Annotated in this window: 20 protein-coding genes; 12 read left to right on the top strand and 8 right to left on the bottom strand. The window is 63.1% G+C overall.

Annotation, left to right across the window (positions count from 1 at the left end):
- Nucleotides 1–98 precede the first annotated feature (98 nt).
- From AC1M7R_RS24010 to AC1M7R_RS23985, 6 genes are all read left to right on the top strand, one after another.
- Nucleotides 99–1,265, top strand: a complete 1,167-nt coding sequence (locus AC1M7R_RS24010; RefSeq protein ID WP_072458803.1) for an ABC transporter substrate-binding protein — start codon at nucleotides 99–101, stop codon at nucleotides 1,263–1,265.
- A 26-nt stretch (nucleotides 1,266–1,291) separates the two neighbouring features.
- On the top strand, nucleotides 1,292–2,272 hold the full coding sequence (locus AC1M7R_RS24005) for a YVTN family beta-propeller repeat protein (protein WP_072391444.1): 981 nt from the start codon (nucleotides 1,292–1,294) through the stop codon (nucleotides 2,270–2,272).
- Entirely contained in the window at nucleotides 2,269–3,000 is a 732-nt protein-coding gene (locus tag AC1M7R_RS24000; RefSeq protein ID WP_072458804.1) for an ABC transporter ATP-binding protein, read from the top strand. Before AC1M7R_RS24005 ends, AC1M7R_RS24000 begins: the two co-directional genes overlap by 4 nt.
- Nucleotides 2,997–3,788 (top strand): ABC transporter permease, encoded by a 792-nt coding sequence (locus tag AC1M7R_RS23995; protein WP_072391437.1) that lies wholly within the window; start codon nucleotides 2,997–2,999, stop codon nucleotides 3,786–3,788. The genes AC1M7R_RS24000 and AC1M7R_RS23995 overlap by 4 nt, the downstream gene beginning before the upstream one ends.
- Nucleotides 3,789–4,027: 239 nt before the next feature.
- Entirely contained in the window at nucleotides 4,028–4,561 is a 534-nt protein-coding gene (locus AC1M7R_RS23990) for a PQQ-dependent catabolism-associated CXXCW motif protein (RefSeq protein WP_072391434.1), read from the top strand.
- Between the two features lie 62 nt (nucleotides 4,562–4,623).
- Nucleotides 4,624–5,289: a response regulator transcription factor gene (locus tag AC1M7R_RS23985; protein WP_053151254.1), complete on the top strand. Its 666-nt coding sequence runs from the start codon at nucleotides 4,624–4,626 to the stop codon at nucleotides 5,287–5,289.
- A 138-nt stretch (nucleotides 5,290–5,427) separates the two neighbouring features.
- On the opposite strand, the gene nahK is transcribed toward AC1M7R_RS23985, so the two are convergent.
- The 5 genes from nahK to AC1M7R_RS23960 all read right to left on the bottom strand — a co-directional run bounded on the left by nahK (nucleotide 5,428) and on the right by AC1M7R_RS23960 (nucleotide 13,614).
- Entirely contained in the window at nucleotides 5,428–8,070 is a 2,643-nt protein-coding gene (gene nahK, locus AC1M7R_RS23980; RefSeq protein ID WP_256343726.1) for a hybrid sensor histidine kinase/response regulator NahK/ErcS', read from the bottom strand.
- Nucleotides 8,000–9,163, bottom strand: a complete 1,164-nt coding sequence (gene nosP, locus AC1M7R_RS23975) for a nitric oxide-sensing protein NosP (protein WP_072431038.1) — start codon at nucleotides 9,161–9,163, stop codon at nucleotides 8,000–8,002. The genes nahK and nosP overlap by 71 nt, the downstream gene beginning before the upstream one ends.
- Nucleotides 9,164–9,426: 263 nt before the next feature.
- Nucleotides 9,427–10,611, bottom strand: a complete 1,185-nt coding sequence (locus AC1M7R_RS23970; protein ID WP_072391425.1) for a porin — start codon at nucleotides 10,609–10,611, stop codon at nucleotides 9,427–9,429.
- Between the two features lie 334 nt (nucleotides 10,612–10,945).
- A complete protein-coding gene (locus AC1M7R_RS23965; protein WP_072391422.1) occupies nucleotides 10,946–12,220 on the bottom strand; it encodes a glucarate dehydratase family protein in 1,275 nt (424 codons plus the stop codon).
- A complete protein-coding gene (locus AC1M7R_RS23960) occupies nucleotides 12,217–13,614 on the bottom strand; it encodes an MFS transporter (RefSeq protein WP_072391419.1) in 1,398 nt (465 codons plus the stop codon). The genes AC1M7R_RS23965 and AC1M7R_RS23960 overlap by 4 nt, the downstream gene beginning before the upstream one ends.
- Before the next feature lie 107 nt (nucleotides 13,615–13,721).
- On the opposite strand from AC1M7R_RS23960, the gene AC1M7R_RS23955 reads away from it, so the two are divergent.
- Both AC1M7R_RS23955 and AC1M7R_RS23950 read left to right on the top strand, forming a co-directional pair.
- Complete coding sequence (locus AC1M7R_RS23955) at nucleotides 13,722–14,618, top strand: LysR family transcriptional regulator (protein WP_072391416.1); 897 nt, start codon at nucleotides 13,722–13,724, stop codon at nucleotides 14,616–14,618.
- A gap of 199 nt (nucleotides 14,619–14,817) precedes the next feature.
- The gene (locus tag AC1M7R_RS23950; RefSeq protein WP_072391413.1) at nucleotides 14,818–15,252 is read left to right on the top strand and encodes a nuclear transport factor 2 family protein; all 435 of its coding nucleotides are present in this window, start codon (nucleotides 14,818–14,820) and stop codon (nucleotides 15,250–15,252) included.
- A gap of 72 nt (nucleotides 15,253–15,324) precedes the next feature.
- Here AC1M7R_RS23950 and AC1M7R_RS23945 read toward each other — a convergent pair whose 3' ends face one another.
- Nucleotides 15,325–16,248, bottom strand: coding sequence for a LysR family transcriptional regulator (locus tag AC1M7R_RS23945; RefSeq protein WP_072431040.1), 924 nt, complete (start codon nucleotides 16,246–16,248; stop codon nucleotides 15,325–15,327).
- 126 nt (nucleotides 16,249–16,374) lie between these two features.
- On the opposite strand from AC1M7R_RS23945, the gene AC1M7R_RS23940 reads away from it, so the two are divergent.
- Entirely contained in the window at nucleotides 16,375–16,581 is a 207-nt protein-coding gene (locus AC1M7R_RS23940) for a tautomerase family protein (RefSeq protein WP_072391406.1), read from the top strand.
- A gap of 220 nt (nucleotides 16,582–16,801) precedes the next feature.
- On the top strand, nucleotides 16,802–17,536 hold the full coding sequence (locus tag AC1M7R_RS23935) for an SDR family NAD(P)-dependent oxidoreductase (protein ID WP_072391403.1): 735 nt from the start codon (nucleotides 16,802–16,804) through the stop codon (nucleotides 17,534–17,536).
- A 52-nt stretch (nucleotides 17,537–17,588) separates the two neighbouring features.
- Here AC1M7R_RS23935 and AC1M7R_RS23930 read toward each other — a convergent pair whose 3' ends face one another.
- Both AC1M7R_RS23930 and AC1M7R_RS23925 read right to left on the bottom strand, forming a co-directional pair.
- Nucleotides 17,589–19,718 (bottom strand): TonB-dependent siderophore receptor, encoded by a 2,130-nt coding sequence (locus AC1M7R_RS23930; RefSeq protein ID WP_490609979.1) that lies wholly within the window; start codon nucleotides 19,716–19,718, stop codon nucleotides 17,589–17,591.
- Between the two features lie 239 nt (nucleotides 19,719–19,957).
- The gene (locus AC1M7R_RS23925) at nucleotides 19,958–21,349 is read right to left on the bottom strand and encodes an aminotransferase-like domain-containing protein (RefSeq protein ID WP_072391397.1); all 1,392 of its coding nucleotides are present in this window, start codon (nucleotides 21,347–21,349) and stop codon (nucleotides 19,958–19,960) included.
- Nucleotides 21,350–21,494: 145 nt separating this feature from the next.
- Here AC1M7R_RS23925 and AC1M7R_RS23920 point away from each other — a divergent pair, with 145 nt between their 5' ends.
- Nucleotides 21,495–22,661, top strand: a complete 1,167-nt coding sequence (locus AC1M7R_RS23920) for an MFS transporter (protein ID WP_072431043.1) — start codon at nucleotides 21,495–21,497, stop codon at nucleotides 22,659–22,661.
- 131 nt (nucleotides 22,662–22,792) lie between these two features.
- The gene (locus tag AC1M7R_RS23915) at nucleotides 22,793–23,464 is read left to right on the top strand and encodes a GntR family transcriptional regulator (protein ID WP_072391391.1); all 672 of its coding nucleotides are present in this window, start codon (nucleotides 22,793–22,795) and stop codon (nucleotides 23,462–23,464) included.
- Nucleotides 23,465–23,573 lie beyond the last annotated feature (109 nt).

The raw sequence follows: 23,573 nt of genomic DNA, 5'->3' as shown, positions 1-23,573 counted from the left end.
GCGAGCTACTACCTTGGTACTGCCCCGGCGGTACTTTCTGCATATTTCCCCATGCCCCCGGCCTTCCTATGCTGGCGCTACCCGCAATGGAGGATGTCATGCGCCGGCTCGTCAGTTACGCCCTGGTTTCACTGCTGGCAGCGGCAACCGCTCACGCGAACGATGCCGCGCCACTGCAAGTGCACATCGGCTACCTGGGTTATCGCCCCGATCCAGGACCGTTGTTGTCCAATGTGATTACCGAGCCTGCCGACGCCGGGCTGCGCGGCGCCGAGCTGGCGATCGTCGACAGCAACAGTACCGGGCGTTTCCTCAAGCACGATTACCGCCTGCAAAGCGCCAGCGTCGACAGCCCCGAAGCGCTGGTGCAAGCCGCTCGCGCGCAACATGAACAGGGCCTGCGGCTGTTCGTGGTCAACGCCCCGGCCGACAGCCTGCGCCAGCTCAGCGCCGCCCTGCCCGACAGCCTGCTGTTCAATGCCGGCAGTCCCGACGACAGCCTGCGCACCACCGATTGCCTGGGCAACGTGCTGCACAGCCTGCCCGACCGGGCCATGCTCGCCGATGCCCTGGTGCAGTTCAGCGTCGTGCGCAAATGGCAGCGGGCTTTGCTGATCGTCGGCCAGACGCCCGACGACCAGGCCTACGCCGCCGCCCTGCGCCGGGCCATGAAACGCTTCGGCATCAAGACCGTCGCCGAAAAAGCCTGGCAGTTCGATAACGATCAGCGCCGCAGCGCCCAGGCCGATATGCCGTTGTTCACCCAGACCGCCGAATACGACGTGGTGCTGGTGGCGGACGAACGCGGGGATTTCGGCGAATACCTGCCCTACCAGACCTGGTACCCGCGGCCGGTGGCCGGCACCCAGGGGCTGGTGCCCACCGGCTGGCACAAGACCGTGGAAACCTACGGCGCGGCGCAACTGCAGAAGCGCTTCGAGGCCCTGGCCGGCCGTTGGATGAACGACCGTGACTTCGCGGCCTGGATCGCCGTGCGCAGCATCGCCAGCGCGGTGAGCAAGCTGCGCCAGGACGACCCGTCGGCAATCCGCCAACTGGCTCTGAGCGATCAATTGCCGCTGGACGGCTTCAAGGGCCGCAAGCTCAGCTACCGGCCATGGAATGGCCAACTGCGCCAACCGATTCCCCTGGTCCAGCCGCGGGCCCTGGTCAGCACCTCCCCCCAGGACGGCTTCCTGCACCCCTCCAACGAAATGGACAGCCTGGGCTATGACAAACCCGAAGTGAGCTGCCGTTACCCCTGATCGATAACAACAATAAGGAAACCGCCATGCCTCGCCCCTTGCTCCAAGCCTGCCAGGTCCTCACCCTGGGCATGGCGTTGTTCGCCGCCGGTCCCGCCGCCGCGAGCATCGCCTGGGTCTCCAACGAGAAGGACAACAGCCTGAGCCTGATCGACCTGCAGCGCCTGGAGGTCATCGAGACCCTGCCGGTGGGCCAACGTCCACGGGGCCTGTTGCTGTCCCACGACAACCGTCTCCTGTACATCTGCGCCAGCGATTCGGACCGGGTCCAGGTGATGGACGTGGCCACCCGCAAGATCGTCAAGGAGCTGCCCTCCGGCAAGGATCCGGAACAGTTCGCCCTGCATCCCAACGACCGCTGGCTCTACGTCTCCAACGAGGACGACGCCTTGGTGACGGTGATCGACACCCAGACATCCGAAGTGCTCGGCCAGATCGGCGTGGGCGTCGAGCCGGAGGGCATGGCCGTCAGCCCCGACGGCAAGTGGGCGGTCAACACCAGCGAAACCACCAACATGCTGCACTGGATCGACACCAGCACCCAGACCCTGGCCGACAACACCCTGGTGGACCAGCGGCCGCGTTTCGTCGAGTTCAGCCGCGATGGCTCGCAACTCTGGGCGTCGGCGGAGATCGGCGGCACCCTGACCATCCTTGATGTCGCGACTCGCCAGGTGCTCAAGACCCTGACCTTCCAGATCAAGGGCGTACACCCGGACAAGGTGCAACCGGTGGGCATCAAGCTCAGTGCCGACGGCCAGCTCGCCTTCGTCGCCCTGGGCCCGGCCAACCATGTGGCGGTGATCGACGCCAAGACTTTCGAAGTGCTGGACTACCTGCTGGTGGGCCGCCGGGTCTGGCAACTGGCGTTCACCCCGGACCAACGCCAACTGCTGGCGACCAACGGCGTGAGCGGTGATGTCTCGGTGATCGATGTCCAGAGCCGCAAGGTGCTCAAGTCGGTGAAAGTCGGGCGCTATCCGTGGGGCGTGGTGGTCACGCCATGAACGCCTTGCAGGTCAGTGACCTGAGCTTCGCCTATGGCGCCCGCGAAGCCCTCAGGCAAGTCGGTTTCGCGCTGCCCGCCGGGCAGTTCGCCGCGCTGTTGGGCCCCAACGGAGCTGGCAAGTCGACGCTGATCGCCCTGCTCACGCGCCTCTACGATGTGCAGCGAGGCGAGATCCGTGTCGGCGGCCACTGCTTGCAGGCTTCGCCTCGGGCGGCCTTGCGTCAGTTGGGCGTGGTCTTCCAGCAGAGCACCCTGGACCTGGACCTGAGCGTCGAGCAGAACTTGCGTTATCACGCCGCCCTGCATGGCCTGTCGCGGCGCCAGGGAGGTTCCAGGATCGACGCCGAGCTGGCCCGCCAGGGCCTGGCTGAGCGACGCGACGAACGAGTGCGCAATCTCAATGGCGGTCACCGTCGTCGGGTGGAAATCGCCCGGGCACTGCTCCATGAACCACGCCTGTTGCTGCTGGACGAGCCCAGCGTCGGCCTGGATCCGGGCAGTCGCCAGGCCCTTGGCTTGCATGTCCGGCAACTGTGCAGCGAGCAAGGCATCAGCGTGCTCTGGACCACCCATCTGCTGGATGAAGTGCAGCCCGGCGACGCGCTGCTGATCCTGCATCAAGGCCGCCTCGTCGCCAGTGGCCGAGCCGATGCCGTGAGCCGAGCCCATGGCGGTGACCTGGGCTCGGCCTTTACTTGCCTGACCACGCCGGGAGTTTGCTCATGAATGCGTATTGGCAATGTTTCAGCGGCATCGTGATACGCGAATGGCTGCGCTTCATGCTGCAACGCACGCGCCTGCTCAGTGCGCTGGTCCGCCCGCTCCTGTGGCTGCTGGTCTTTGCAGCCGGCTTTCGGGCGGCACTGGGCATCGCCATCATCGCCCCCTACGACACCTACATTCCCTATGAGGTGTACATCGTGCCTGGGCTGGCGTGCATGATCCTGTTGTTCAACGGCATGCAAGGCTCGTTGTCGATGGTCTACGACCGGGAGATGGGCAGCATGCGGGTGCTGCTGACCAGCCCCCTGCCCCGGGCATTCCTGCTGGCGAGCAAGCTGGTGGCGACATCGCTTATCTCATTGCTGCAGGTCTATGCCTTCCTGGCCATTGCCTGGCTGTATGGCGTCCAGCCCCCGGTCGAGGGCCTGCTGCTGGCATTGCCGGCGCTGCTGCTGGTGGCCCTGATGCTCAGCGCCCTGGGCTTGCTGCTGTCCAACGCTATCCGGCAGCTGGAGAACTTCGCCGGGGTCATGAACTTCGTGATCTTCCCGATGTTCTTCCTGTCTTCGGCACTGTATCCGCTATGGAAAATGCTCGAGGCCAGCCCCTGGCTGTACTGGCTCTGCGCGGTGAACCCGTTCACCCACGGGGTGGAACTGGTGCGGTTTGCCTTGTACGGGCAGTTCAACCTGCTGGCAATGGTGGTGTGCCTGGTGCTGACCCTGGTGTTCGCGCTGCTGGCGGTGTGGACGTTCAATCCGCAGCATGCGGCGTTGCGCAAGGCAGGTTAACCGTGCCTGTCCCTCTGTGGGAGCGAGCCTGCTCGCGATAGCGTTGGTTCAGTCGACCTCGGTATTGGCTGTGCCGCCGTCATCGCGAGCAAGCTCGCTCCCACAAGATCCGGTGGCGATCCCCAGCCTGTGACAGGAGCATTTTTACGACTTTAGTACTGGTTTTCCTGTCTATGGTCGCATTCACAAGACCGCGACCCTGGCATGTAATGCACCCATAACAACAAGGATCAATCCCCATGCTCCGTTTGCTGGCAATCGTCTTGCCGTGCCTGTGGCTGAGCGTCGCCCAGGCCGACGACACGCTGTTCTCGCCCCAGGGTTATCGCATCGACCGGTATCGCAGCCCCACGCCCGCCGAGGTCCAAGGCGCGCAGACCATCGATACCCAGGCGTTGCAGCGACTGCTCCAGCAAGCCTCGCCTCCCGTGCTGGTGGACGTCTACCGTCGGCCCTGGGTCCAGGGCCGGTTCATCGACAACGAACCCCACGCCAACCTCCCCGGCAGCCTGTGGCTGGCCAATACCGGCGACGGCCACCTGGATCCGACCTGGCAGGACTACTTCGCTCATTACCTGCGCAAAGCCACCGCCGGGCGCATGGACCAACCGTTGGTCTTTTATTGCCGCTCCGATTGCTGGTTGAGCTGGAACGCGGTAAAACGCGCCGCTGCCATGGGCTATAAGCATCTGTACTGGTATCGCGATGGCCTCGATGCCTGGGAAGCGGCCAACCTGCCCCTGCAGGCCGCCCGACCCGAACCTTTTCCCTGATGCACAAGTGCGAGTCAAAAGCGTGCTGCAACTGCCCCACAACAATAACGAGGTGAATGGCCATGTATAAAATCCTGATAGCCGACGATCACCCACTGTTTCGCGAAGCCATCCACAACGTTATCAGCGACGGCTTCCCTGGCAGCGAAGTCATGGAAACCGCCGACCTGGACAGTGCCCTGGCACTGACCCACGAGCACGACGACCTGGACCTGATCCTGCTGGACCTGAACATGCCCGGCATGCACGGCCTCAATGGCCTGATCAACCTGCGCAACGAGGCACCGACGATCCCCGTGGTGATCGTTTCCGCCGAACAGGACAAGCAGATCGTCCTGCAGGCCATCACCTACGGTGCGGTGGGGTTCATTACCAAATCCTCGCCACGTTCGCAGATGACCGACGCCATCGAACAGATCCTCAACGGCAACGTGTACCTGCCACCGGACATCATCCGCACCCAGAAGAACCCGGTAGGCCGGCGCCTGAGCGAAACCCCGGCGTTCCCGCCCGAACTGCTCCAGGCCCTGACCCGCAAGCAGCTGCTGGTACTCGAGCGCATGACCAAGGGTGAGTCGAACAAACAGATCGCCTACACCCTGGACATCGCCGAGACCACGGTCAAGGCCCACGTCTCGGCCATCCTGCGCAAGCTCAATGTGCACAACCGGGTGCAGGCGATCCTCAGTGCCGGGGATATCGATTTCGGGGCTTATCTGCGGCGTTGACACACATCCCTGTGGCGAGGCGATCTAGCGAAACGTCGCACCGCCCCGCTGGGGCGCGAAGCGGCCCTGAAAACTGACAACCGGGGTCTGCCAGGCAGACCCGGCGGGAACAATCCCCTCGCCGCAACAGCGTTCGGCTCAATGGTTGCGGGGCTGGCCCAACAAATGACTCATCGCCGTCTTGAGCTTCATCGGCCGCACCGGCTTGTGCATCAAGGTGTGGCCGCGCTCACGGATCTGCTGCTTGAGCTCGTTGCTGTAGTTGGCGGTGATCAACATGGCCGGGATCGCCGAAGCCCGTTGAGCGTTGATACGGGCCACCGCGTCGACGCCGTTCTGATCGTTGTCCAGGTGATAGTCGGCGATCAACAGGTCCACCTCGGCGTGGGCGCAGTCCACCTGGCCCGCCAGGTCCTGCTCCGACAGCGCGGTCACCACCTGGCACCCCCATCCTTGCAATAGCGTGCGCATGCCGGCGCAAATGGCCGCGTCGTTGTCCAGCACCCAGATCCGCGCGCCGCGCAAGCGTTCGAGCATGGGTTCGCTCATGTCCAGGCAGGGCTGCGGCGTGGGCGCGGTGGCGCTCAGAGGCACGTCGATGGAGAACATCGAGCCCTTGCCCGGCCACGAACGCACCTGGATCCGGTGCCCGAGGATACCGGCGATCTTTTCGACGATCGCCAGCCCCAGGCCCAGGCCGCGGTCCTGGTCCGGGCGCTGCACATCGCCGCGCTTGAACTCCTGGAAGATTTCCTCCAGGCGTTCCTCGGCGATGCCGATGCCGCTGTCCCAGACCTGGATCGAGACCTGCCGTCGATGCCGTCGGCACCCCAGCACCACCCGGCCGCTGGGGGTATAGCGGATGGCATTGCTCAACAGGTTGCGCAGGATCCGCGCGAGCAACTGCATGTCGCTGCGCACCAGGACCGAACACGGTACGAAGCGCAGCCCCAGCCCTTCGCTACGGGCCACCTGGGCGTATTCGGCGGCGAGGTTGTCGAGCAGCTCGCTGAGGGCGAACGGGGCGACATCCGCCTTGATCACCCCGGCGTCCAGCTTGGAGATATCCACCAGGGTGCCCAGCAGGTTTTCCACGTCCTGCAGGGAATTGCTGACGTTGCGCACCAACTGCGCGTTCGCCACCGGCTCGCGGCGTTCGAGCAAGGCGCTGGTGAACAATCGCGCGGCATTGAGGGGCTGCAGCAAATCGTGGCTGACCGCCGCGAGGAATTTGGTTTTCGACAGGTTGGCCTGCTCGGCTTCGCGCTTGGCCTCGCGCAAGCGCACCTCCACCCGACTGCGCTCGTCGATTTCCCGCAACAGTTGGTCATTGAGGGTGGTCAGTTCGGCGGTGCGCTCCTGCACCCGTTGCTCCAGGTTCTGGTAGGCCTGGTGCAGCGCCTCGGCGGTGCGCCGCCGCTCGGTGATGTCGCGGATCAGCACGAAGATCCCCACCACTTCGCCGTTGGCCAACCGGTTCGGCACGTAGGAGCGCAGCATGTAGCGCTCCTGGTTGTTGATGTTGGTCTCGGCGAATTCGAACGTTACGCTCTCCCCCGCCAAGGCCCGGACCACATAGGCCTCCAGGCGCTGGTAATGCTGCTCGCTGTGGGCCTCGCGCAGGCTCTGGCCGAGCATCACGCCCCGGGGCCAGCAGTACCATTGCTCGTAGACCTTGTTGGTGAACTCATAGACCAGGTCGGCATTGAGGTAGGCGATCAATGCCGGGACATGGTCGGTTATCAGACGGATCCAGCGCTCGCTTTCACTCAGCGCCTCGGCATGCTGGTAACGCTCGGTGATGTCGGTGAAGGTATTGACGTAGCCGCCGGTGGGCAGCGGATGGGTACGGATCTCCAGGACCCGGCCATCGGACAGGCGTTGCTCGCACTCGTGGATCAACCGACCGTTGCCGTCGCGGCTGGCGGGGGTCAGCAGTTGCAGTTCGCTGTCGGCGATCACCTCGTTGAACGGCCTGTGGGCGGCTACCGGGGCCAGGCCGCTGAGTTCCAGGAAACGCCGGTTCCACAGTTCCAGCACGCCTTGGGCGTTGACCATCGCCACGCCCTGGGACAGGTTGTCCACCGCCCGCTGCAACAGATGGGACTTCTGCGCCACGGCTTGTTCGCGACGCACGGTTTCGCTGAGCTTGACGTCGGTGATATCGGTGAACAGTATCACCCGCCCGCCTTCCTGGGTCGGCCGTTCGCTGACCTGCAACCAGCGCCCGTTCTGCAGCCGGTAGAGCACATGCTCGTCATCCTGCCCGCGGGTTTCCTCGCTGAACAGGCCGTTGGCGGTCATCAGGCGCTTGACCTCGCCAAGACGCATCCCGGCGATGATCCTCACCCGGCTGTGGGCCCAGAACGCCTTGAAGCGGCTGTTGAACAGGACGATGCGCTGCTGTTCGTCGAACAGCACGAAGGCATCGGAAATGCTCTCGATGGCGTCGATCAGGTGCCGGTGGGCCATCTCCGCGCGCAACCTTGCCTCGCCCAGCAAGTGATTACCGGCCTTGAGCTCGGCCATGGCCTGGTTCAGGGCGTCGGTGCGTTCGCGAACCTGCTCGGCCAGGACCACCGAATGCTGGAACGCCGCATACGGGTCGCTGCCTCGGGTCACACCGGACTCCACGCGCTCGATCAGGGCATCGTTGATACGCCGCAACTTGCGGTTTTCGTGCTGCAGCTTGGCGAGCTGCGCCTGCAGCTCAGCGATGGCCGGGGACGCGATGTCGGGCAATGGCAACTCCGGTGAAGGTCTGGTTGATATGCATGCCATTGAACTGTTCTCCATAGGTGTTGAAGCCCATCACCCGTTGTTCACGCAGGAACTGCCCGATCGGCTCCAGGCCGCCACGATCCTCCAGCTCCAGGCGCCGGAGGAAGCAATCGCAGCCGATGGTCAGCAAGAGGTCGCCGAGGCGCGACTTAAGGCCGTCGAACAGGTCTTGCAGGTTGTCCAGCAGAGGCCCCGGGGTCATGGCCGTCAGGACGATGCCGTTCTCCACCGCGCAGTAAAAACTCAGGCTCAGGTCCGGATGCACCTGCTGGATGGCGCGCACGTAGTACTGGTCGTTGATGCGCACCGCCAGCGGATGGGCGGCGAACACCCGGTAATCGAGGTCGCCGACCGGCACGCCGATGTGCCGGGCGTATTCCTCGGCGGCGGGTTCGGCGTTGAGCTCATAGACCCGCCGGGAAGCGCTGTCGGCGCCGGTCACCACCAGTTTCTCCTGGCGGGGCAGGATGTGATGGGTGGTGAACACTTCGAACTCCAGCCAGGTGTTGACCAGCACCACCACGGCGGCGCCGCTGTGGAACTGGCCTTCGAAGTACACGTGGGTGTGGGTGAGGTAATTGTCGTCACCGGCCGAGCCGCCGAAATGCGGGATGTCTCCCAGGGCCGCACTCAACGCCGCCAGCACCATTTCCTCGCGGCTCGACAGGCCATCGAGCAAGGTCAGCGCGAAGCTGTGGCCCTTGATCGGCGCCAGGGCATTGCTGCGACAACCGCCAGCCAGTCGTTCGACCATCTGCTGGGCGTCGATCAGGCTGAAATGCTCCATTTCGCCGATCAACTCGGCGGCGATGGAAAAGTGCCGGTGGTCGAAGCCCACCGCTGTCACGCAGTTGCGCCCGTAGCCCAGGGACGTGATCTCCCCGGCGCTGGTGCACCCCACCAGGCGAATGCCACCGAAACTGCGCGAAAGCGCCTGGCCGAGGGCCGGCAGATCGTATTCGGCTGAACAGAAGAACAGTACGAACCCCAGATAGGGATGCAGCAACTGCCGCGCCAGCTCCTGGGCCACTTGCTGGACGTCCGTTGCCTGGGACATTGCGCTGACCACGCCTTCGTTCCGGGCCTGTGGCATCTTCGCCTCCGACGGGTGCGTGATAGGAGTCTTGAGTGTACGAAGCCGCGCCAGGGCGACGAATGCTACTTGGGTAGCGGGTGCACGCTTCCATGGGAGGAGAACGGTGGCGGTCCCGACCGCGATGCGCACGGTGGGACCGCCACGAAACTGGCTCGATGACTGATCGCTCCCACGCTCCGCGTGGGAGCGATCATGACCTCAGTGTCTCAGGCGCATCGTACAGCCCCGCGGGGGTGTGCTTTTCGCCCGGCGAATCGGTGTCACCAGGTCAACACAGCGCCCACCGCAAAGGTATCGGTGTCCTCGTTCTGGGCGCTGGTGTCGTGGCCATTGATTTCGAACTGGTTGTACTCGGCCACGAGCTTGAGGTTGTCGTTGATGTCGTGGAACAAGGCGATGCCACGGGTTTCGTAATCGGCGCCGCTGCCCACCACCCCGTTGCCGTCGTCATCGGTCTTGCCATAGGACAGCGCCAGGCGATTCTTGCCCAGCTTGTACGAGCCCTGCAGCAGGTAGCCCTTGCTGTCGACATTGCGCAACGTGGCTTCGCCCGCGTTGTTGGTGAAGAACGGGTTGATGCCCTTGGCCTGGAATCCGGAGCCGGTGAGCGACAGCCCGCCCATCTTGGCCTGCACGCCATAGCCCAAACCCTTGGAAGTCACGGACTCGACGGTGGTATCGGTGTTGTCCGAGGTCTGGTAGCTGCCGTTGAGCCAGCTGTAGATCTTGGCTCCGGCGAGGTCGAACTGGTAGGTGATCTCGCTCTCGGTGCGTGGGTTTTCCTGGTAGGCCTTGCCGGTGGCGCTGTTGTCGTTGGTGTCCACCGGGTCCATGATCCCCACCGCCATGCGCAGTCCGTCCACCACCGGCGTGCGATAGGTGATCTGCGAGGTGGGGAACGGATAGGGATAGCCGCTGCCGATGTTGCCGAACGACACGCCACCACCGTCCACCAGGCCCAGGGTATCGCTGACCTGGCCGTAGCCGGCCAACAGCTCGTCCAGCAGGATGTTGGAACGGGCGAACAGGCCGAAGTCCTTGCCGATCAATACCTCGCCCCACTCCGGGTTGGCCACGGTGCCGTAGAACTGGCGCACGTCGATGGCGGTGTCGGTGCCGTTGGTTTCGCTGTCGTTGATGGTCACCCAGAACGATGCGCGGGCGCCTAGCTTGAGGTCATCGACCTGCTTGCCCATGTTGAAGCCCAGGTAGTTGGGCAAGAACCCCATCTTGACCCGCGACTGACGACGGTCGAATTGCTCGCCGGCACGATCCACGTCGCTGTTGACGTAGAAAGCATTGATATAGCCGTCGGTGGAAAAAGTGGTCTGGTCCTTGTCGTACAGCATGATTTCAGCCTGGGCCCACGGCGTCAGGCCGAGGGTCGAAAGGCCGGCGATCACCGCAGGCAAAAAACGGTGGCGGGTATTGTTATTGTTGTGCATGGCGCGCTCCGCAACAGGGGACAGGATGTCGGAGGCGATTATCGAAAGGCTGCAGGCCCCGCCATACGCTGCCTTGGGGGCAATTGGCGAGTGCTTTGGAAGCGCCGGGCTGGCGCGGCATTTTGGATGTAAGACGGCGAGGCTGACGGGCGCGGCAGTTTGGGCGTAAGACTGCGTTGTCGGCGGGCGCGGTACTTTGGGCGTGGGCCACTGGATGGCCTGGGAGGGTATAAGGTGGGTGCTCAATACCACCGACCTTGTGGTGAGGAGATTTATCCCCTCACCACAAGGGCCTGCTTTCGCTGGCCTGCGCGGCAGGCCCGCCGCCGTCGCCTCAGAACCTCGGCTTGACGATTTTCCAGTCCGGCCGGTAGCGCTGCATCTGCCGCACATCGTCACGCTGACGAATGCCGCAACGCAGGTACTGTTCATGCAGCAGGCCCAACTGGTCTCGGTCCAGCTCCAGCCCGAGCCCCGGCGCCCGGGTAATTTTCACGCAGCCATCGACGATGGGCAGCTTGCCGCCCTGGATGACTTCTTCGTCCGGCTCCTGCCATGGGTAATGGGTGTCGCAGGCGTAGTCCAGGTTCGGCACCGCTGCCGCCACGTGGGCCATGGCCATGAGGCTGATGCCCAGGTGCGAATTCGAATGCATCGACACCCCAAGGCCGAAGGTGGCGCACATCTTCGCCAGCACCTGGGTGTCGCGCAGCCCGCCCCAGTAATGGTGATCGGCCAGGACGATCTGCACGCTGTCCTGGGCGATGCTGCGACGCAGCTCGTCGAAGTCGGTGACCACCATGTTGGTGGCCAGGGGCAGCCCCGTGCGCCTGTGCAGTTCGGCCATCCCCGCCAGCCCTGGCGTCGGGTCTTCGTAATACTGCAGGTCATCGCCCAGTAACTCGGCCATGCGAATGGAAGTCTCCAGCGACCAGTTGCCATTGGGGTCGATGCGCAAGGGATAACCGGGAAACGCCTGCTTCAACGCCTTGATGCACGACACTTCATGCTCCGGCTCCAGGGCACCGGCCTTGAGCTTGATGCTCTTGAAGCCGTAGTCCTGGATCATGCGCCGGGCCTGGGCGACGATCTGCCGTTCATCCAGGGCTTCACCCCAGCTGTCCGGCGGGTACGGTGAATCGATGTGCTCGGCATACTTGAAGAACAGGTAGGCACTGAACGGCACTTGATCGCGAATCGCCCCGCCCAGCAGGTCCACCAACGGTACGTTCAGGTAACGGGCCTGAAGATCCAGGCACGCCACCTCGAAGGCCGAATAGGCATTGCTCACTGCCTTGCTGGCGTGGGATCCCGGCGCCAGCTCCGCCCCCGCGACGCTCGCCGGGCGGTGGGCCGCCACGGTGGCCTGGACAATGGCCCTCAGCTGATTGAGGTTGAACGGATCCAGGCCGATCAGCTGGCTTTGCAGCTGTTGCTGGATCGCCAGAGCCGGCGCATCGCCGTAACTTTCTCCCAGGCCGATGTAGCCGTTGTCGCTCTCGATTTCGATGATCGAGCGCAGCGCGTAGGGTTCGTGGATGCCGCTGGCGTTGAGCAGCGGCGGATCACGGAAGGCGATGGGTGTGACGGTGACGCGTTTGATCTTCATACAGCGGCTCCCGATGGGCCAGGGTTCAGGGCTTGTGATTTTTCCGATGAGTCGGCGTGGGTCGCTGCTTCGGGCCGACCGGACAACGAGTCAGGCTTGTCCCGACGCGGCGCGGTGCGGGCGAAAAATATCACCACGGCCGCCACGAGCGAGGTGATGGCCAGCCCGTACAGGCCGCCTTCGATGGAACCGGTGGTCTGTTCCAGGAAGCCGAAGGCCGTGGGCGCGACGAAACCGCCGAGGTTGCCGATGGAGTTGATGAGGGCGATCACCGCCGCTGCGATGCGCGCGTCCAGGTAGCCCTGGGGGATGGGCCAGAACAGTGCCGAGGCCGCCTTGAAACCGATGGCCGCGAAGCAGATCGCGACGAAGGCGAACACCGGACCGCCGGTGGTGGACATGAACATGCCGAAGGCAGCGATCACCAGGGTCACCGCGACCCAGGCCTGCTGGAACTTCCAGCGGCTGGCCAAGGCGGCGAAGCCATACATCGCCACGATGGAAATGATCCACGGGATGGAGTTGAGCAGGCCCACCTGGAAATCCCCCAGGCCGCCCATTTTCTTGATCATGCTCGGCAGCCAGAAGGTGGCGCCGTAGATGGTCAGGGCGATGGAAAAGTAGATGAAACAGAACAGCGCGATCTGGCGGTCGGCGAGCAACTTGAACACCGACGGCTTGATGACCTGGGCGGCTTCCCTGGCACGTTGCTCCTCGGCAATGGCGGCGATCAGCACGGTCTTCTCTTCAGCGGTCAGCCACTTGGCCTGGCTGGGGTGCGATTGCAACCAGAACCAGACAAACCCGCACAGGGCGATGGAGGCGAAACCTTCGATCAGGAACATCCATTGCCAGCCATGCAGGCCCATGCCGCTGATGTGCAGCAAGGCACCGGACACCGGTCCGGAAATCACCGAGGCGATGGCCGAGCCGCTGAGGAAGATCGCCATGGCCTTGCCGCGTTCGTTGGCGGGCAGCCATTGGGTGAAGTAGTAGATGATGCCGGGGAAGAACCCTGCTTCCGCCGCGCCGAGGATGAAACGCAAGACATAGAAACTGGTTTCGCCGCGCACGAAGGCCATGGCCATCGCCGCCGCGCCCCAGGTGAACATGATCCGGGTCAGCCAGGCCCGGGCGCCGTAACGTTGCAGCAGCATGTTGGATGGCACTTCGAACAGCGCATAGCCGACGAAGAACAGCCCGGCGCCCAGGCCATAGGCAGCGGCGCCGATGCCCAGGTCGGTTTCCAGGTGGCTGCGCACGAAGCCGATGTTGACCCGGTCGATGTAGTTGACGATGAACATCACCACCACCAGGGGCAGGACATGACGTTTGACCTTGGCGGCAGCGACCGCGAGGGTGCTGTCATGCGTGGAGTCCGACAGGTTGTTCAAGGGAGCCTCCCATTCATTGTTTTTGTGGAGAACGGCCCGATGATGGACGGCTGGTATTGTTCCCGTCTAATCTAACTTGGCACTTGATTGATACCTGGATTGAATCAATGTTTGAACTGGCCCAACTGCGCTGCTTCACCACCGTGGCGACCGAGCTCAACTTCCGTCGCGCCGCCGAACGGCTGAACATGACCCAGCCGCCCTTGAGCCGGCAGATCCAGTTGCTGGAGCACCACCTGGGGGTCGAGCTGTTCACCCGCAGCACCCGCAGCGTCGCGCTCACGGCCGCCGGCCGGGCTTTCTTCATCGAGGCGCAGAATCTCCTGGAGCAGGCGCAACAGGCCGCCGTGGCCGCCCGGCGGTTCGCCCAGGGCGATATCGGTTCGGTGACGATCAGCTTCGTCGGCAGCGCCGTCTATGAGTTCCTGCCCAGGGTCATTGCCGAGGCACGGCTGAAACAGCCCCAGGTCAAGATTGTCCTGTCGGAAATGAATACCTACCAGCAGCATGAGGCCCTGCGGGCCCGGCGGATCGACCTGGGCATCGTCCGCTCCCCGCTATTGGAGACCGGCTACGCCACCGAGTGCCTGGTACGCGAACCCTTCGTCCTGGCGGTGCCTGCCGGCCACCCGCTGGCCCGCGCCGACTCCGTGAGCGTCCAGGATCTCGACGGCCAACCGTTCCTCATGTACTCCCATACCGCCTACCCGCCCTTCAACGAACTGCTTACCGGCATGCTCCGCTCGGCCCGGGTCGCGCCGCAATTCGTGCAGTGGCTGGGCTCGTCGCTGACGATCCTGGCGCTGGTCAACGCCGGCATGGGCCTGGCGCTGGTGCCGCGCTGCGCCACCAGCGTGGTGTTCAAGCATGTCGTATTCCGTGAAATCGACCTGGGTGAAGGGGTGCAGAGCGAACTGCACCTAGTGTGGAGAGAGGACAACGACAACCCGGCGTTCACCATGTTGCTGGACGGCATTCGGGGAGCGGTTCGCGAGGGGCTGTGAATGCGCCGCCAGCCCAGGAAGGCCCTCGCAGTATCGTTGTCCCTCCCCGGTGTCCTCTGACCAGACCTCGCCGATTTCACAGATGGCCCGGCTGTTCGACTATTCCCGTAGCCTTCGACAAGTTGTACGATGACCGACGAGCACAATTCAAGCAAAGTGCTCGTGCATTGCCGATACCTACAACAACAAGGAAATCTTCATGAAAAAAGCGACATTGATCGTCAGCTTCTTGTGCCTGTTCAGCGGCTACGCAGCGGCAGCCACCTCATCGGCCGAACAGGAAGTGGCCCAGGCCGTCGACCACCTGACCCAGGCCATGCTGCACAAGGACATCCCGCAACTCCAGGCCCTGGCCGCCGAGAACCTGACCTATGGGCATTCCAGCGGCAACATCCAGGACAAGAAAGCCTTCATTGCCGACATCGAAACCGGCAAGAGTGCGTTCAAGACCCTGGAAATGAAGAATCAGAAAATCATCCTGTCGGGAGACACCGCCCTGGTGCGTAACCACTTTTCGGCCCAAGCGCTCAAGGGCACCGAAGTGGTCCCAACGGAAATCGAGAACTTCCAGATCTGGCAGAAGCAGAAAGACGGCAAGTGGTTGTTGATCGGTCGTCAGGCATTCCGGTTCTGATCGCTGACCGAACGCAAACCTGATCGCTTCATTGTGGCGGGGGGATTTATCCCCTCGCCACAGGTTTTTGCTTCAGGCTTCGGCCCACTGCTGCCGGTACGTCAACAGGAAGTCCACGAAAGCACGCACCCGTTGCGGCACATACCGGCCGTGAGGATAGAGCAACGTAAACGGACGGGATCGGCCACTGTAGGGTTGTAGCACCTCCACCAGGCTCCCATCCGCCAGTTCCTTTTCTACAATGAATCGATACGTCTGAAACAACCCTGCCCCATGCCTGGCCAGGCTGACCCCACCCAGCACATCATCCGAACAGCAGTAGCCGCCCTGGCCGAACACTTCGCGCTCCCGGCCGTCGACATTGAACAACCAGGAGATGCGACGACCGCTGCTGGGCAATTCGAACTGGATGCATTCGTGAACGTCCAGGTCTTCCAGGGTCTGTGGGGTCCCGGCCCGACGTAGATAGTCCGGGGAAGCGATGACCACCAGCTTCGCATCTTCCAGCAGGCGGGCGATCATGGAGGAGTCCGGCTGGGCCCGCACCCGGATAGCCAGGTCATACCCTTCGGCCACGAAATCGATGTTGCGGTTGCTCAAGTGGACGTCCACGCTGACTTGCGGATACAGCGCCCGAAAGGTCGGCAATAATGGCAGGATGCGGTGGTGACCATACGTGGTGGGCAAGCTGATGCGCAGTTGCCCGGACGGTACCGACTGCGCCCCCATCATTTCCTGCTGCGCCTCCACCAGTTGCGTCAACGCCTGGCGGCATTGCTCGAAGTAGGTCCTGCCGGCTTCGGTCAGGCGGATGCTGCGGGTGGTACGCACGAAAAGCCGGGAGCCCAGGCGCTCTTCCAGGCGAAAGACCGAACGGCTCACCGCCGCGGGGGTTACCCCTGCCAGTTGCGCCGCAGCGGTGAAACTGCCCGCCTCTGCCGCCAGGCAAAACAGTTCTATGCTGCCCAACTGCAGGTCTTCGAAATGACGTTTCATGATTGATTACACCGCGTATCAACTGAATATGCCGAGGCCCTGTTTATCAGCCTGTGGCGTATAAATACAGTGAGTTCGTTGACGTGGGAATTTCTCCTGCGTCTTTTTGATCAGCAGGAGTGCGACATGCCTTTCGTCAATGTGCGAATTACCCGAGACGGCGTTACCCGCGAACAAAAAGCCCAGGTGATCGCCGAAATCACCGATACCCTTCAGCGCGTACTGGGCAAGGATCCACACCTGACCCATATCGTGATCGAGGAAGTCGATACGGATAACTGGGGGTACGCGGGAATGACGACGACCCACTATCGAAGTCTTCCCAAGGAATGACAGATCCCTTCCGAGCCCGGTCCATTGACCGGGCTTTTTTCTGCCTGCCAGTCTGACAAATCCATGGGAACGAGCTTGCGTTGCCCTTGCCACTCATTACATGAGGTATCAACTCAAGTACCAGAACCCATATTTATCAAGCATCGATGCAGCAATACCCTGACCACAACCACCGCCCACACGGGCGCCCGGTTCCATTCAATGTGATCAGGAGTCAATCATGAGCATCAACAAAACCGTCATCGTCACCGGCGCGTCCAGCGGGATCGGCCTGGGCCTGGTCAAGGCATTCCTGGACCGGGGTTATAACGTGGTGGGCAATGCGCGCTCCGGGGCCGGCCTGGACAATGCCGCCGCCCTGCTCGGTCATCCGGCCGCCTTCATCGGCGTGGTGGGCGATATCGCCGATCCTTCGACCGCAACGGCACTGGTCGAAAGAGCCATCGAGGCGTTCGGCGCCGTCGACGGATTGGTCAACAACGCCGGCTTCTTCCTGCCCAAGCCCTTTGTCGAATACAGCCCCCAGGACCTGGACGCGTTGCTGGACACCAACCTCAAAGGGCTCGTCTTCGCCAGCCAGGCCGCGGCCGCCCATATGATCAGCCGCCAGCAAGGTTTCATCATCAACATCTCGGCCGCCGTGGCCCTGCAGCCCAACATCCAGGTACCGGCGGCGTTGCCGGTGCTGATCAAGGGCGGCGTCAACCAGATGACCCGCGCCCTGGCCCTCGAGCTGTCGCCCTACAACATCAAGGTCAACGCCGTGGCACCCGGGATCGTCGACACACCGATGCATGATCCGGCACACCGCGAGTTCCTCAACGGCCTGGCCCCGGCCGGACGCGTAGGCACCATCGAAGAGATCGCCCAAGCCGTGCTGTACCTGGCCAGCGCAGATTTCACCACCGGCGCGATACTGCCAGTGGACGGCGGCATGAGCACGGGCAAGTGGTAATAAAGAAAAACCCCGGAGGCAGGACCTCCGGGGTTTTCATGACGCACTGGATTCAGAGCGTGTAGGAGATGCCGGCCTGCACGGTCCGCGGAGCGCCCGGGTAGGCGTAGACGCCACCGAATGCTCCCTCTTCGTAGTCGGCATCAAACAGGTTCTTCAGATCCAGGTTGAGGCGGATCCGCTCGTTGACCTTGTAGAAACCGAGTAGGTCCACGACGCTGTAGCTGTCCATGCTAAAGGTGCTGGCCGCGGTATTGCCGGCCCGCTCGTCGACGTACCGGGCACCGACACCAAGGCCTAGGCCCTTGAGGCCACCGTCCTGGAACTCGTAGACGTTCAACAGGCTGAAGGAGTTCCTGGGCACGTTGAGCAAGCGGGTGCCGGACGGGATGCTGGTGTCCTTGGTCACTTCGGCATCCACATAGGCGTAGCCACCGATCATGCGCCATTGTGGTGTCAGGTTGCCCGCCACATTCAAGTCGAAACCGCGGCTGCGCACTTCGCCGGCCGCCACTTTGAAGTCCTGGTCCAAGGGATCGGGGGTCAGTACGTTACGCTTTTCGATCTGGTACACCGCCGCGTCGACACTCAACTGGCGGTCCAGCGCTTCCCACTTGACGCCCATTTCGTAGGACTTGCCCTCCTCCGGCTTGAACCCACCGCCTGCACGGCTACGGCCAGTGTTAGGTTTGAACGAACGGGCGGTATTGGCATACACCGCCACGGTGTCGGTCAGGTCGTAGATCACGCCCAGTCGTGGAGTGGTCGCGTTATGGCTGGCATCCCAATCCCCATTGCGGGTGGTGAAATTCTCGTACCGATGCTCGAACCGCTCGATGCGCGCGCCGGCCAACACCTTCAAGCGCTCGGTCAGCGCCACCTGGTCCTGGATGAATACACCCAGGGTCTTGAGGTTCTCCTGGTCATTGGTCGGCGTGCGGGTCAACGCCGGGCGTGGCTGGCCGTACACCGGATCGAAGATGTCGATCGGGTAGGCACCGGCGGCGCCGGAGGAACGCTGGATGATGGACTTGTAGTCGTAGTCTTCGTACTCGATACCGGTCAACAGTGTGTGTTCGAACCCTGCGGTGGAGAAATGCCCGGTGAGGTTGAGCTGGGTGTCACGGTCGGTCCACTCCAGCTTGCGGTAGTTGAAGTTGCGGCCCAGGGTGCGCCCGTCGGCGGCGATCCCGTTGCCCTCCACCGCGTTGCCCTGCAAGGTGCCGTCGAGCCACTGGGTTCCGCCAGCGAGGGTCCAGTCGTCGTTGAGCATGTGCTCGAAGCGCACCTGCAGCATGTTGTTGTCGTTGTGCAGCTTGCCGGCGTCTTTTTCGCCGAAGAAGGTATCGCGCGAGGCGGTGCCGCGCTGGCCGGCGTAATGGGTCAGGCCACGGTCCAGCGGCGCATTGTTGCGCATGAAATCGCCTTCGAAGGTCAGGCGCGTGGTGTCGTTGAGCTGCCAGGTGACCACGGGCGCGATGCCATAGCGCTCGGTCTCGACGTGATCGCGGAAGGTGTCGCCGCCCTCGCCTATCACGTTCAGCCGGTAAGCCAGGCGGCCCTCTTCGTCCAGCGGCCCGGAGGCGTCCAGGGTGCCTCGACGCATCCCCTGGTCATTGACCTGGCTGCCCAGGGTCACCGTGCGCTCGGCCAATGGTTGCTTGGACACCACGTTGAAGGTACCGCCCGGATCGCCACGACCGTAAAGCATGGTGGCCGGGCCACGCAGGACCTCCAGCCGCTCGATGGTGTTGGCGTCGGGCATGTTAGGGTAGCCACGGTTGATGGGGAAACCGTTGCGGTAGAACTCCCCCGTGGTAAAGCCGCGCACGGTAAACGTGGTCAGGCCCTGGCCACCGAAGTTGTTGGCCCGGCCTACGCCGCCGGCGTAATCGAGGGCATCCTGCAGGCGCGTGGCACTAATGTCTTGGACCACGTCGCGGGATACCACGGAAATGGACTGTGGTGTTTCATGAATCGCGGTGTCGGTACGGGTGGCACTGGCCGAACGGGTGGCGTGATAGCCCTTCACCGGTCCCTGTGCCGATTCATAGTCGGCGCTACCGACGATATCCGTGGCTTGCAACTCAAGGGAAGCCGGCTTGGCAGGGACTGGCTGTTCAGCCCAGGTGGAAACGGAATAAGCCTGGAGCACACACAGTGAAACGAGAATCCGACGCATCGATGCACAATCCTAATGGAAAAAAGCCTCCGCATCGGGAGGCTGACAAGAATGTGTCGCGAAAGATACAGCAACTCATTCCTGTTCGATATCTATTCCCATTAACGAAAATATTTTTTGTGACCGGTCAGTCCGCCATCGCGAGCAAGCTCGCTCCCACAGGGATCTTCGGTGCCCCCCGGCTCTGCTCCGTGGGAGCGAGCTTGCTCGCGATGGCGCCAGAACAGTCTCCCCATGCTCTACTGGCCCGCCACAATCGATTCCTGCTCCACCCGCTGGAAGAACACCTGCGCACGATGATCCTGAGTATGGGCCACATTCAACCGCAACCAGTCGCACGCCTCCCCTTGGGGCAGGAACGTCGAACCCAGGGACAACTGGATCTGCAATTGCCGGGCGATCTGCTGCACCCGTTGTGCCGTCAGGTACCGAGGCCTGGCCCAGACGAACATCCCCCCCATCGGCTCGGCAAACACCTCCCAGTGGGCCGGGTCCAGGTGGCGCAGCGTACTTGCCATCTGCTTGTTCAGACGCTGGCGCAAGCGCTGGATCAGCTTGCGATAGGCACCGTTGGCCAACAATGTCGCTACCACGTTTTCCGCCAGCAGTGAGCAACCGATGCCGGTAATCATCTTGACATCGGCCAGGCGCCGGATGATGTCGGGCTGGGCGACCACATAACCGATGCGCAGCGAACTGGACAAGGTCTTGGAAAAACTCGCCAGGTAAATCACCCGGTCCAGTGCATCCAGGGAGGCCAGGCGGGACGTCGGGCCATTCTGGAAATCGGCGTAGATGTCGTCTTCGATGAGGCGAAAGTCATGGGCCGTCGCCAGTTGCAACAGACGATAGGCCACGCTCGGCGCCAGGCTGGTGCCGGTGGGGTTCTGGTACATGCTGTTGATGAAGAAATATGAGGGTTTGTGCTCGCCGAGAAGCTGTTCCAGGCGGGCGATGTCCGGGCCTTGGGCGGTTCTCGGCACCGCCACGGTCCTGACCCCCTGCAACTTCAGCAGATTGAACAGGTTGTAGTAGCCGGGACTTTCCACCAGTACCAGGTCGCCGGGCTTGAGCAGGGTTCGCACCAACAGGTCGAGGCCCTGGCTGGCGCCTTGGGTGGTGATGATCTGTGCCGGGTCGACGTGAATGTCGATCAGGCCCAGGCGTTTTTGCAGTTGCAGGCGCAGATGAGGCGAGCCCAACGGGCTGCTGTAGTTGAACAATGCGTGGTTGTCGCTGCGCACCACCTGGCGGATCGCCTGGCCCAGGTCGGTATCGTCGCGCCAGGCGTCGGGCAGCCAGCCGCAACCGAGCTTGAGCTGCGTCGACGCGTTGTCGAACAGCGACCACGGCCCATCCCCCGGCTCTGTGTCCGGCTCGGCGGCGCGGGCCGCCTGTTGCGCCACGAAGAATCCCGAGCCGTGGCGGGACTCCAGCACCCCACTGGCGACCATCTGGTCGTAGGCCTTGATCACGCAAGACAGGCTCACGCCGTTTTCCCGGGCCAGGGAACGAATGGAGGGCATCCGCGCGCCAGGACGGATGTGCTGGGCGTGTATCCACTCCCCGAGGTGTGTCACCAGTTGCCGGATCACTGGGGTCCCGGCATTGCGATCGATGTTCAAGTCCATGGCGCGTGCCCTTGGCGGTCTCGTGGCTCAAGTGTTTCCATAATTCGAGGGAACAGTTAAACACAAAAGGCACCGTTGTGTTCCTTGTCCGTCTGCGGCCCGGACTTGATAGTCCCTCACACGTGCAGACCATCAGGACATACGCTTGAACACACCGGATCGACACTCATGGGGACTGGCCTTCGGCCTTTGCCTGATCACCCTGGCGGTCAACCTCCAGGCGCCGCTGTACACCACCTATGCGCAAGCCTCCGGCCACGGTGCCGGGGCCACGGCGGTGGCATTCTCCTGTTATGTGCTGGGGGTGCTGCCGGTCCTGCTCGCCCTTGGCGGCTTGCCCGACCGGGTCGGGCGCAAGCCGCTGATCCTGGTCGCCCTGGGCCTGTCGATGGTGGCCACCGTGATGACCTCGCTCTGGCCGAACCTGATCGCCCTGGGACTGGCGCGCCTGATGATGGGACTGGGTACCGGATTGGCCTCGGCGACTTCCACCGCCTATATGAGCGAACTGCTGGCGAATGGCGACCCACGCGCCTTCGCCAATCGGGTCACGGCCAGTACGTCCCTTGGGTTCGGCCTGGGTGCCGCCCTGACCAGCCTGTTCCTGTTGGTATATCCCAGCGTGGTCCCCGGCAGTTTCTGGTTGCAGCTGGCCATGGCCACCGTGGCGATCGTGGTGGTATGGCGACTGCCGGACCCTGCCGCAAGGAACCGCCATGCGCCAATGCTACGCCTGCCCCTGTTCCCGGCCGGCAGCCTGCCCTACAGCTTCTCCATGCTGCTGGCCTGGGCCACCTCGGGCCTGGTCATCGCCATCCTGCCGTCGGTGCTGGCAACCCATGATCTGCAGCGCTGGTCGGGCCTGTCGACGTTCACCGTGATCAGTTGCGGCCTGCTTTTCCAGCCCTGGGTACGCCGCCTGCAACCGGCCAGGGCCACGAGCCTGGGCCTGTTGATCCTGCCTGCGAGCTACGCGTTGCTGGCCTGGGGCGCGAGCGTCGGCTCCCTGCTCGCCGTGTTGGCGGGAGCATTGGGTGCCAGCAGTGCTTGTTACGGTTTCCTGTACCTGGGCGGGTTATCAGCCGTCACCGCCATGGCCGGCATGGAAAAGGCGCGGGTCACCGCGGGGTTCTTCCTGTTCGCCTATGTTGGCTTCAGCATCCCGGTCGTGGTGACCGGGCTGTTGGCGGATGGCTTCGGCGCCAATGTGGCGTTGATACTGTTTGGCATAGCGTTGAGCGTCGGAGCGTGCGTCACCGGGCTGGTCGTCGTTCGGACGCAGGCCAGCGTGGCCAGTTTCTCCCATGGATAACGCAGAAACCCTGTGGCGAGGGGATTGATCCCCGCGCCACACGGTGGGGTCGACTTGACGGCTGATAGTCCCAACGACCGTCTCGGTAAAGTCGTATACCATATTCCCATCTCAGCCATCCGACCGCCGCCGTGACTTTATCCAAGTTCAACCTGCCCGACCTGGGCAATACTCCCTCCACCTCGGAAATCATCACCCGCCACCTGCGCGATGCCATCGTGGCCGGGCATTTCGCCGAGGACGAACCGATCCGCCAGGACGACATCGCCCGGCAGTTCAACGTCAGCAAGATTCCCGTGCGCGAAGCCCTCAAGCGACTGGAGGCCGAAGGGCTGGTGATGTTCCAGCGTAATCGCGGGGCAATGGTGACGCGCATTTCCGAGGCAGAACTGGCACAGATGTTCGAGGTGCGGATGCTGCTCGAAGACAAGGTGCTGCGCCTGGCGATTCCCAACATGACCGAAGAGACCTTCGCTCGGGCCGAGGGCATCTGTCGCGAATTCATCGGCGAAGACGACGTGGGGCGTTGGGCCGAACTCAACTGGCAATTGCATGCCTGCCTGTACGAGCCGGCGCAGCGGCCGTTCATGGTCAGCCTGATCCGCTCGGTGCACGACAAGCTGGAGCGCTACCTGCGCATGCAGATGAGCCTGTCGGCCGGCAAGGAACGCGCCGACCACGAACACCGGGAGATCGTCGACGCCTGCCGGGCCGGGGATGTAGAGCGGGCCGTGAAACTGCTGGACGAACACATCGCCGGTGTCTGCAAGACCCTTTTCGAGTTCCTGCCGTCCAGTCATTGAGGGACCGGCGCTGTGCCGATTTCGTCATCGGCGGCGGATAAAAGCATCAAGCCGCCGGCCCCCGGCACGGGCGACGCTTGCGTTCACTCATCTGAATGGACGTGGCCCA

This window comes from Pseudomonas sp. MS01C9, from assembly GCF_058202755.1.
Note: the sequence above shows the minus strand (reverse complement) of the source record. Positions and strands in the feature narration are given on the sequence as shown.

Coding starts and splice junctions, on each gene's coding strand:
- AC1M7R_RS24005 (WP_072391444.1), top strand. CDS start 1,292: ATGCCTCGCCCCTTGCTCCAAGCCTGCCAGGTCCTCACCCTGGGCATG.
- AC1M7R_RS23930 (WP_490609979.1), bottom strand. CDS start 19,718: ATGCGTCGGATTCTCGTTTCACTGTGTGTGCTCCAGGCTTATTCCGTT.
- AC1M7R_RS23955 (WP_072391416.1), top strand. CDS start 13,722: ATGTTTGAACTGGCCCAACTGCGCTGCTTCACCACCGTGGCGACCGAG.
- AC1M7R_RS23950 (WP_072391413.1), top strand. CDS start 14,818: ATGAAAAAAGCGACATTGATCGTCAGCTTCTTGTGCCTGTTCAGCGGC.
- nosP (WP_072431038.1), bottom strand. CDS start 9,163: ATGCCACAGGCCCGGAACGAAGGCGTGGTCAGCGCAATGTCCCAGGCA.
- AC1M7R_RS24010 (WP_072458803.1), top strand. CDS start 99: ATGCGCCGGCTCGTCAGTTACGCCCTGGTTTCACTGCTGGCAGCGGCA.
- AC1M7R_RS23940 (WP_072391406.1), top strand. CDS start 16,375: ATGCCTTTCGTCAATGTGCGAATTACCCGAGACGGCGTTACCCGCGAA.
- AC1M7R_RS24000 (WP_072458804.1), top strand. CDS start 2,269: ATGAACGCCTTGCAGGTCAGTGACCTGAGCTTCGCCTATGGCGCCCGC.
- AC1M7R_RS23935 (WP_072391403.1), top strand. CDS start 16,802: ATGAGCATCAACAAAACCGTCATCGTCACCGGCGCGTCCAGCGGGATC.
- nahK (WP_256343726.1), bottom strand. CDS start 8,070: ATGGCATGCATATCAACCAGACCTTCACCGGAGTTGCCATTGCCCGAC.
- AC1M7R_RS23985 (WP_053151254.1), top strand. CDS start 4,624: ATGTATAAAATCCTGATAGCCGACGATCACCCACTGTTTCGCGAAGCC.
- AC1M7R_RS23925 (WP_072391397.1), bottom strand. CDS start 21,349: ATGGACTTGAACATCGATCGCAATGCCGGGACCCCAGTGATCCGGCAA.
- AC1M7R_RS23995 (WP_072391437.1), top strand. CDS start 2,997: ATGAATGCGTATTGGCAATGTTTCAGCGGCATCGTGATACGCGAATGG.
- AC1M7R_RS23990 (WP_072391434.1), top strand. CDS start 4,028: ATGCTCCGTTTGCTGGCAATCGTCTTGCCGTGCCTGTGGCTGAGCGTC.
- AC1M7R_RS23965 (WP_072391422.1), bottom strand. CDS start 12,220: ATGAAGATCAAACGCGTCACCGTCACACCCATCGCCTTCCGTGATCCG.
- AC1M7R_RS23970 (WP_072391425.1), bottom strand. CDS start 10,611: ATGCACAACAATAACAATACCCGCCACCGTTTTTTGCCTGCGGTGATC.
- AC1M7R_RS23945 (WP_072431040.1), bottom strand. CDS start 16,248: ATGAAACGTCATTTCGAAGACCTGCAGTTGGGCAGCATAGAACTGTTT.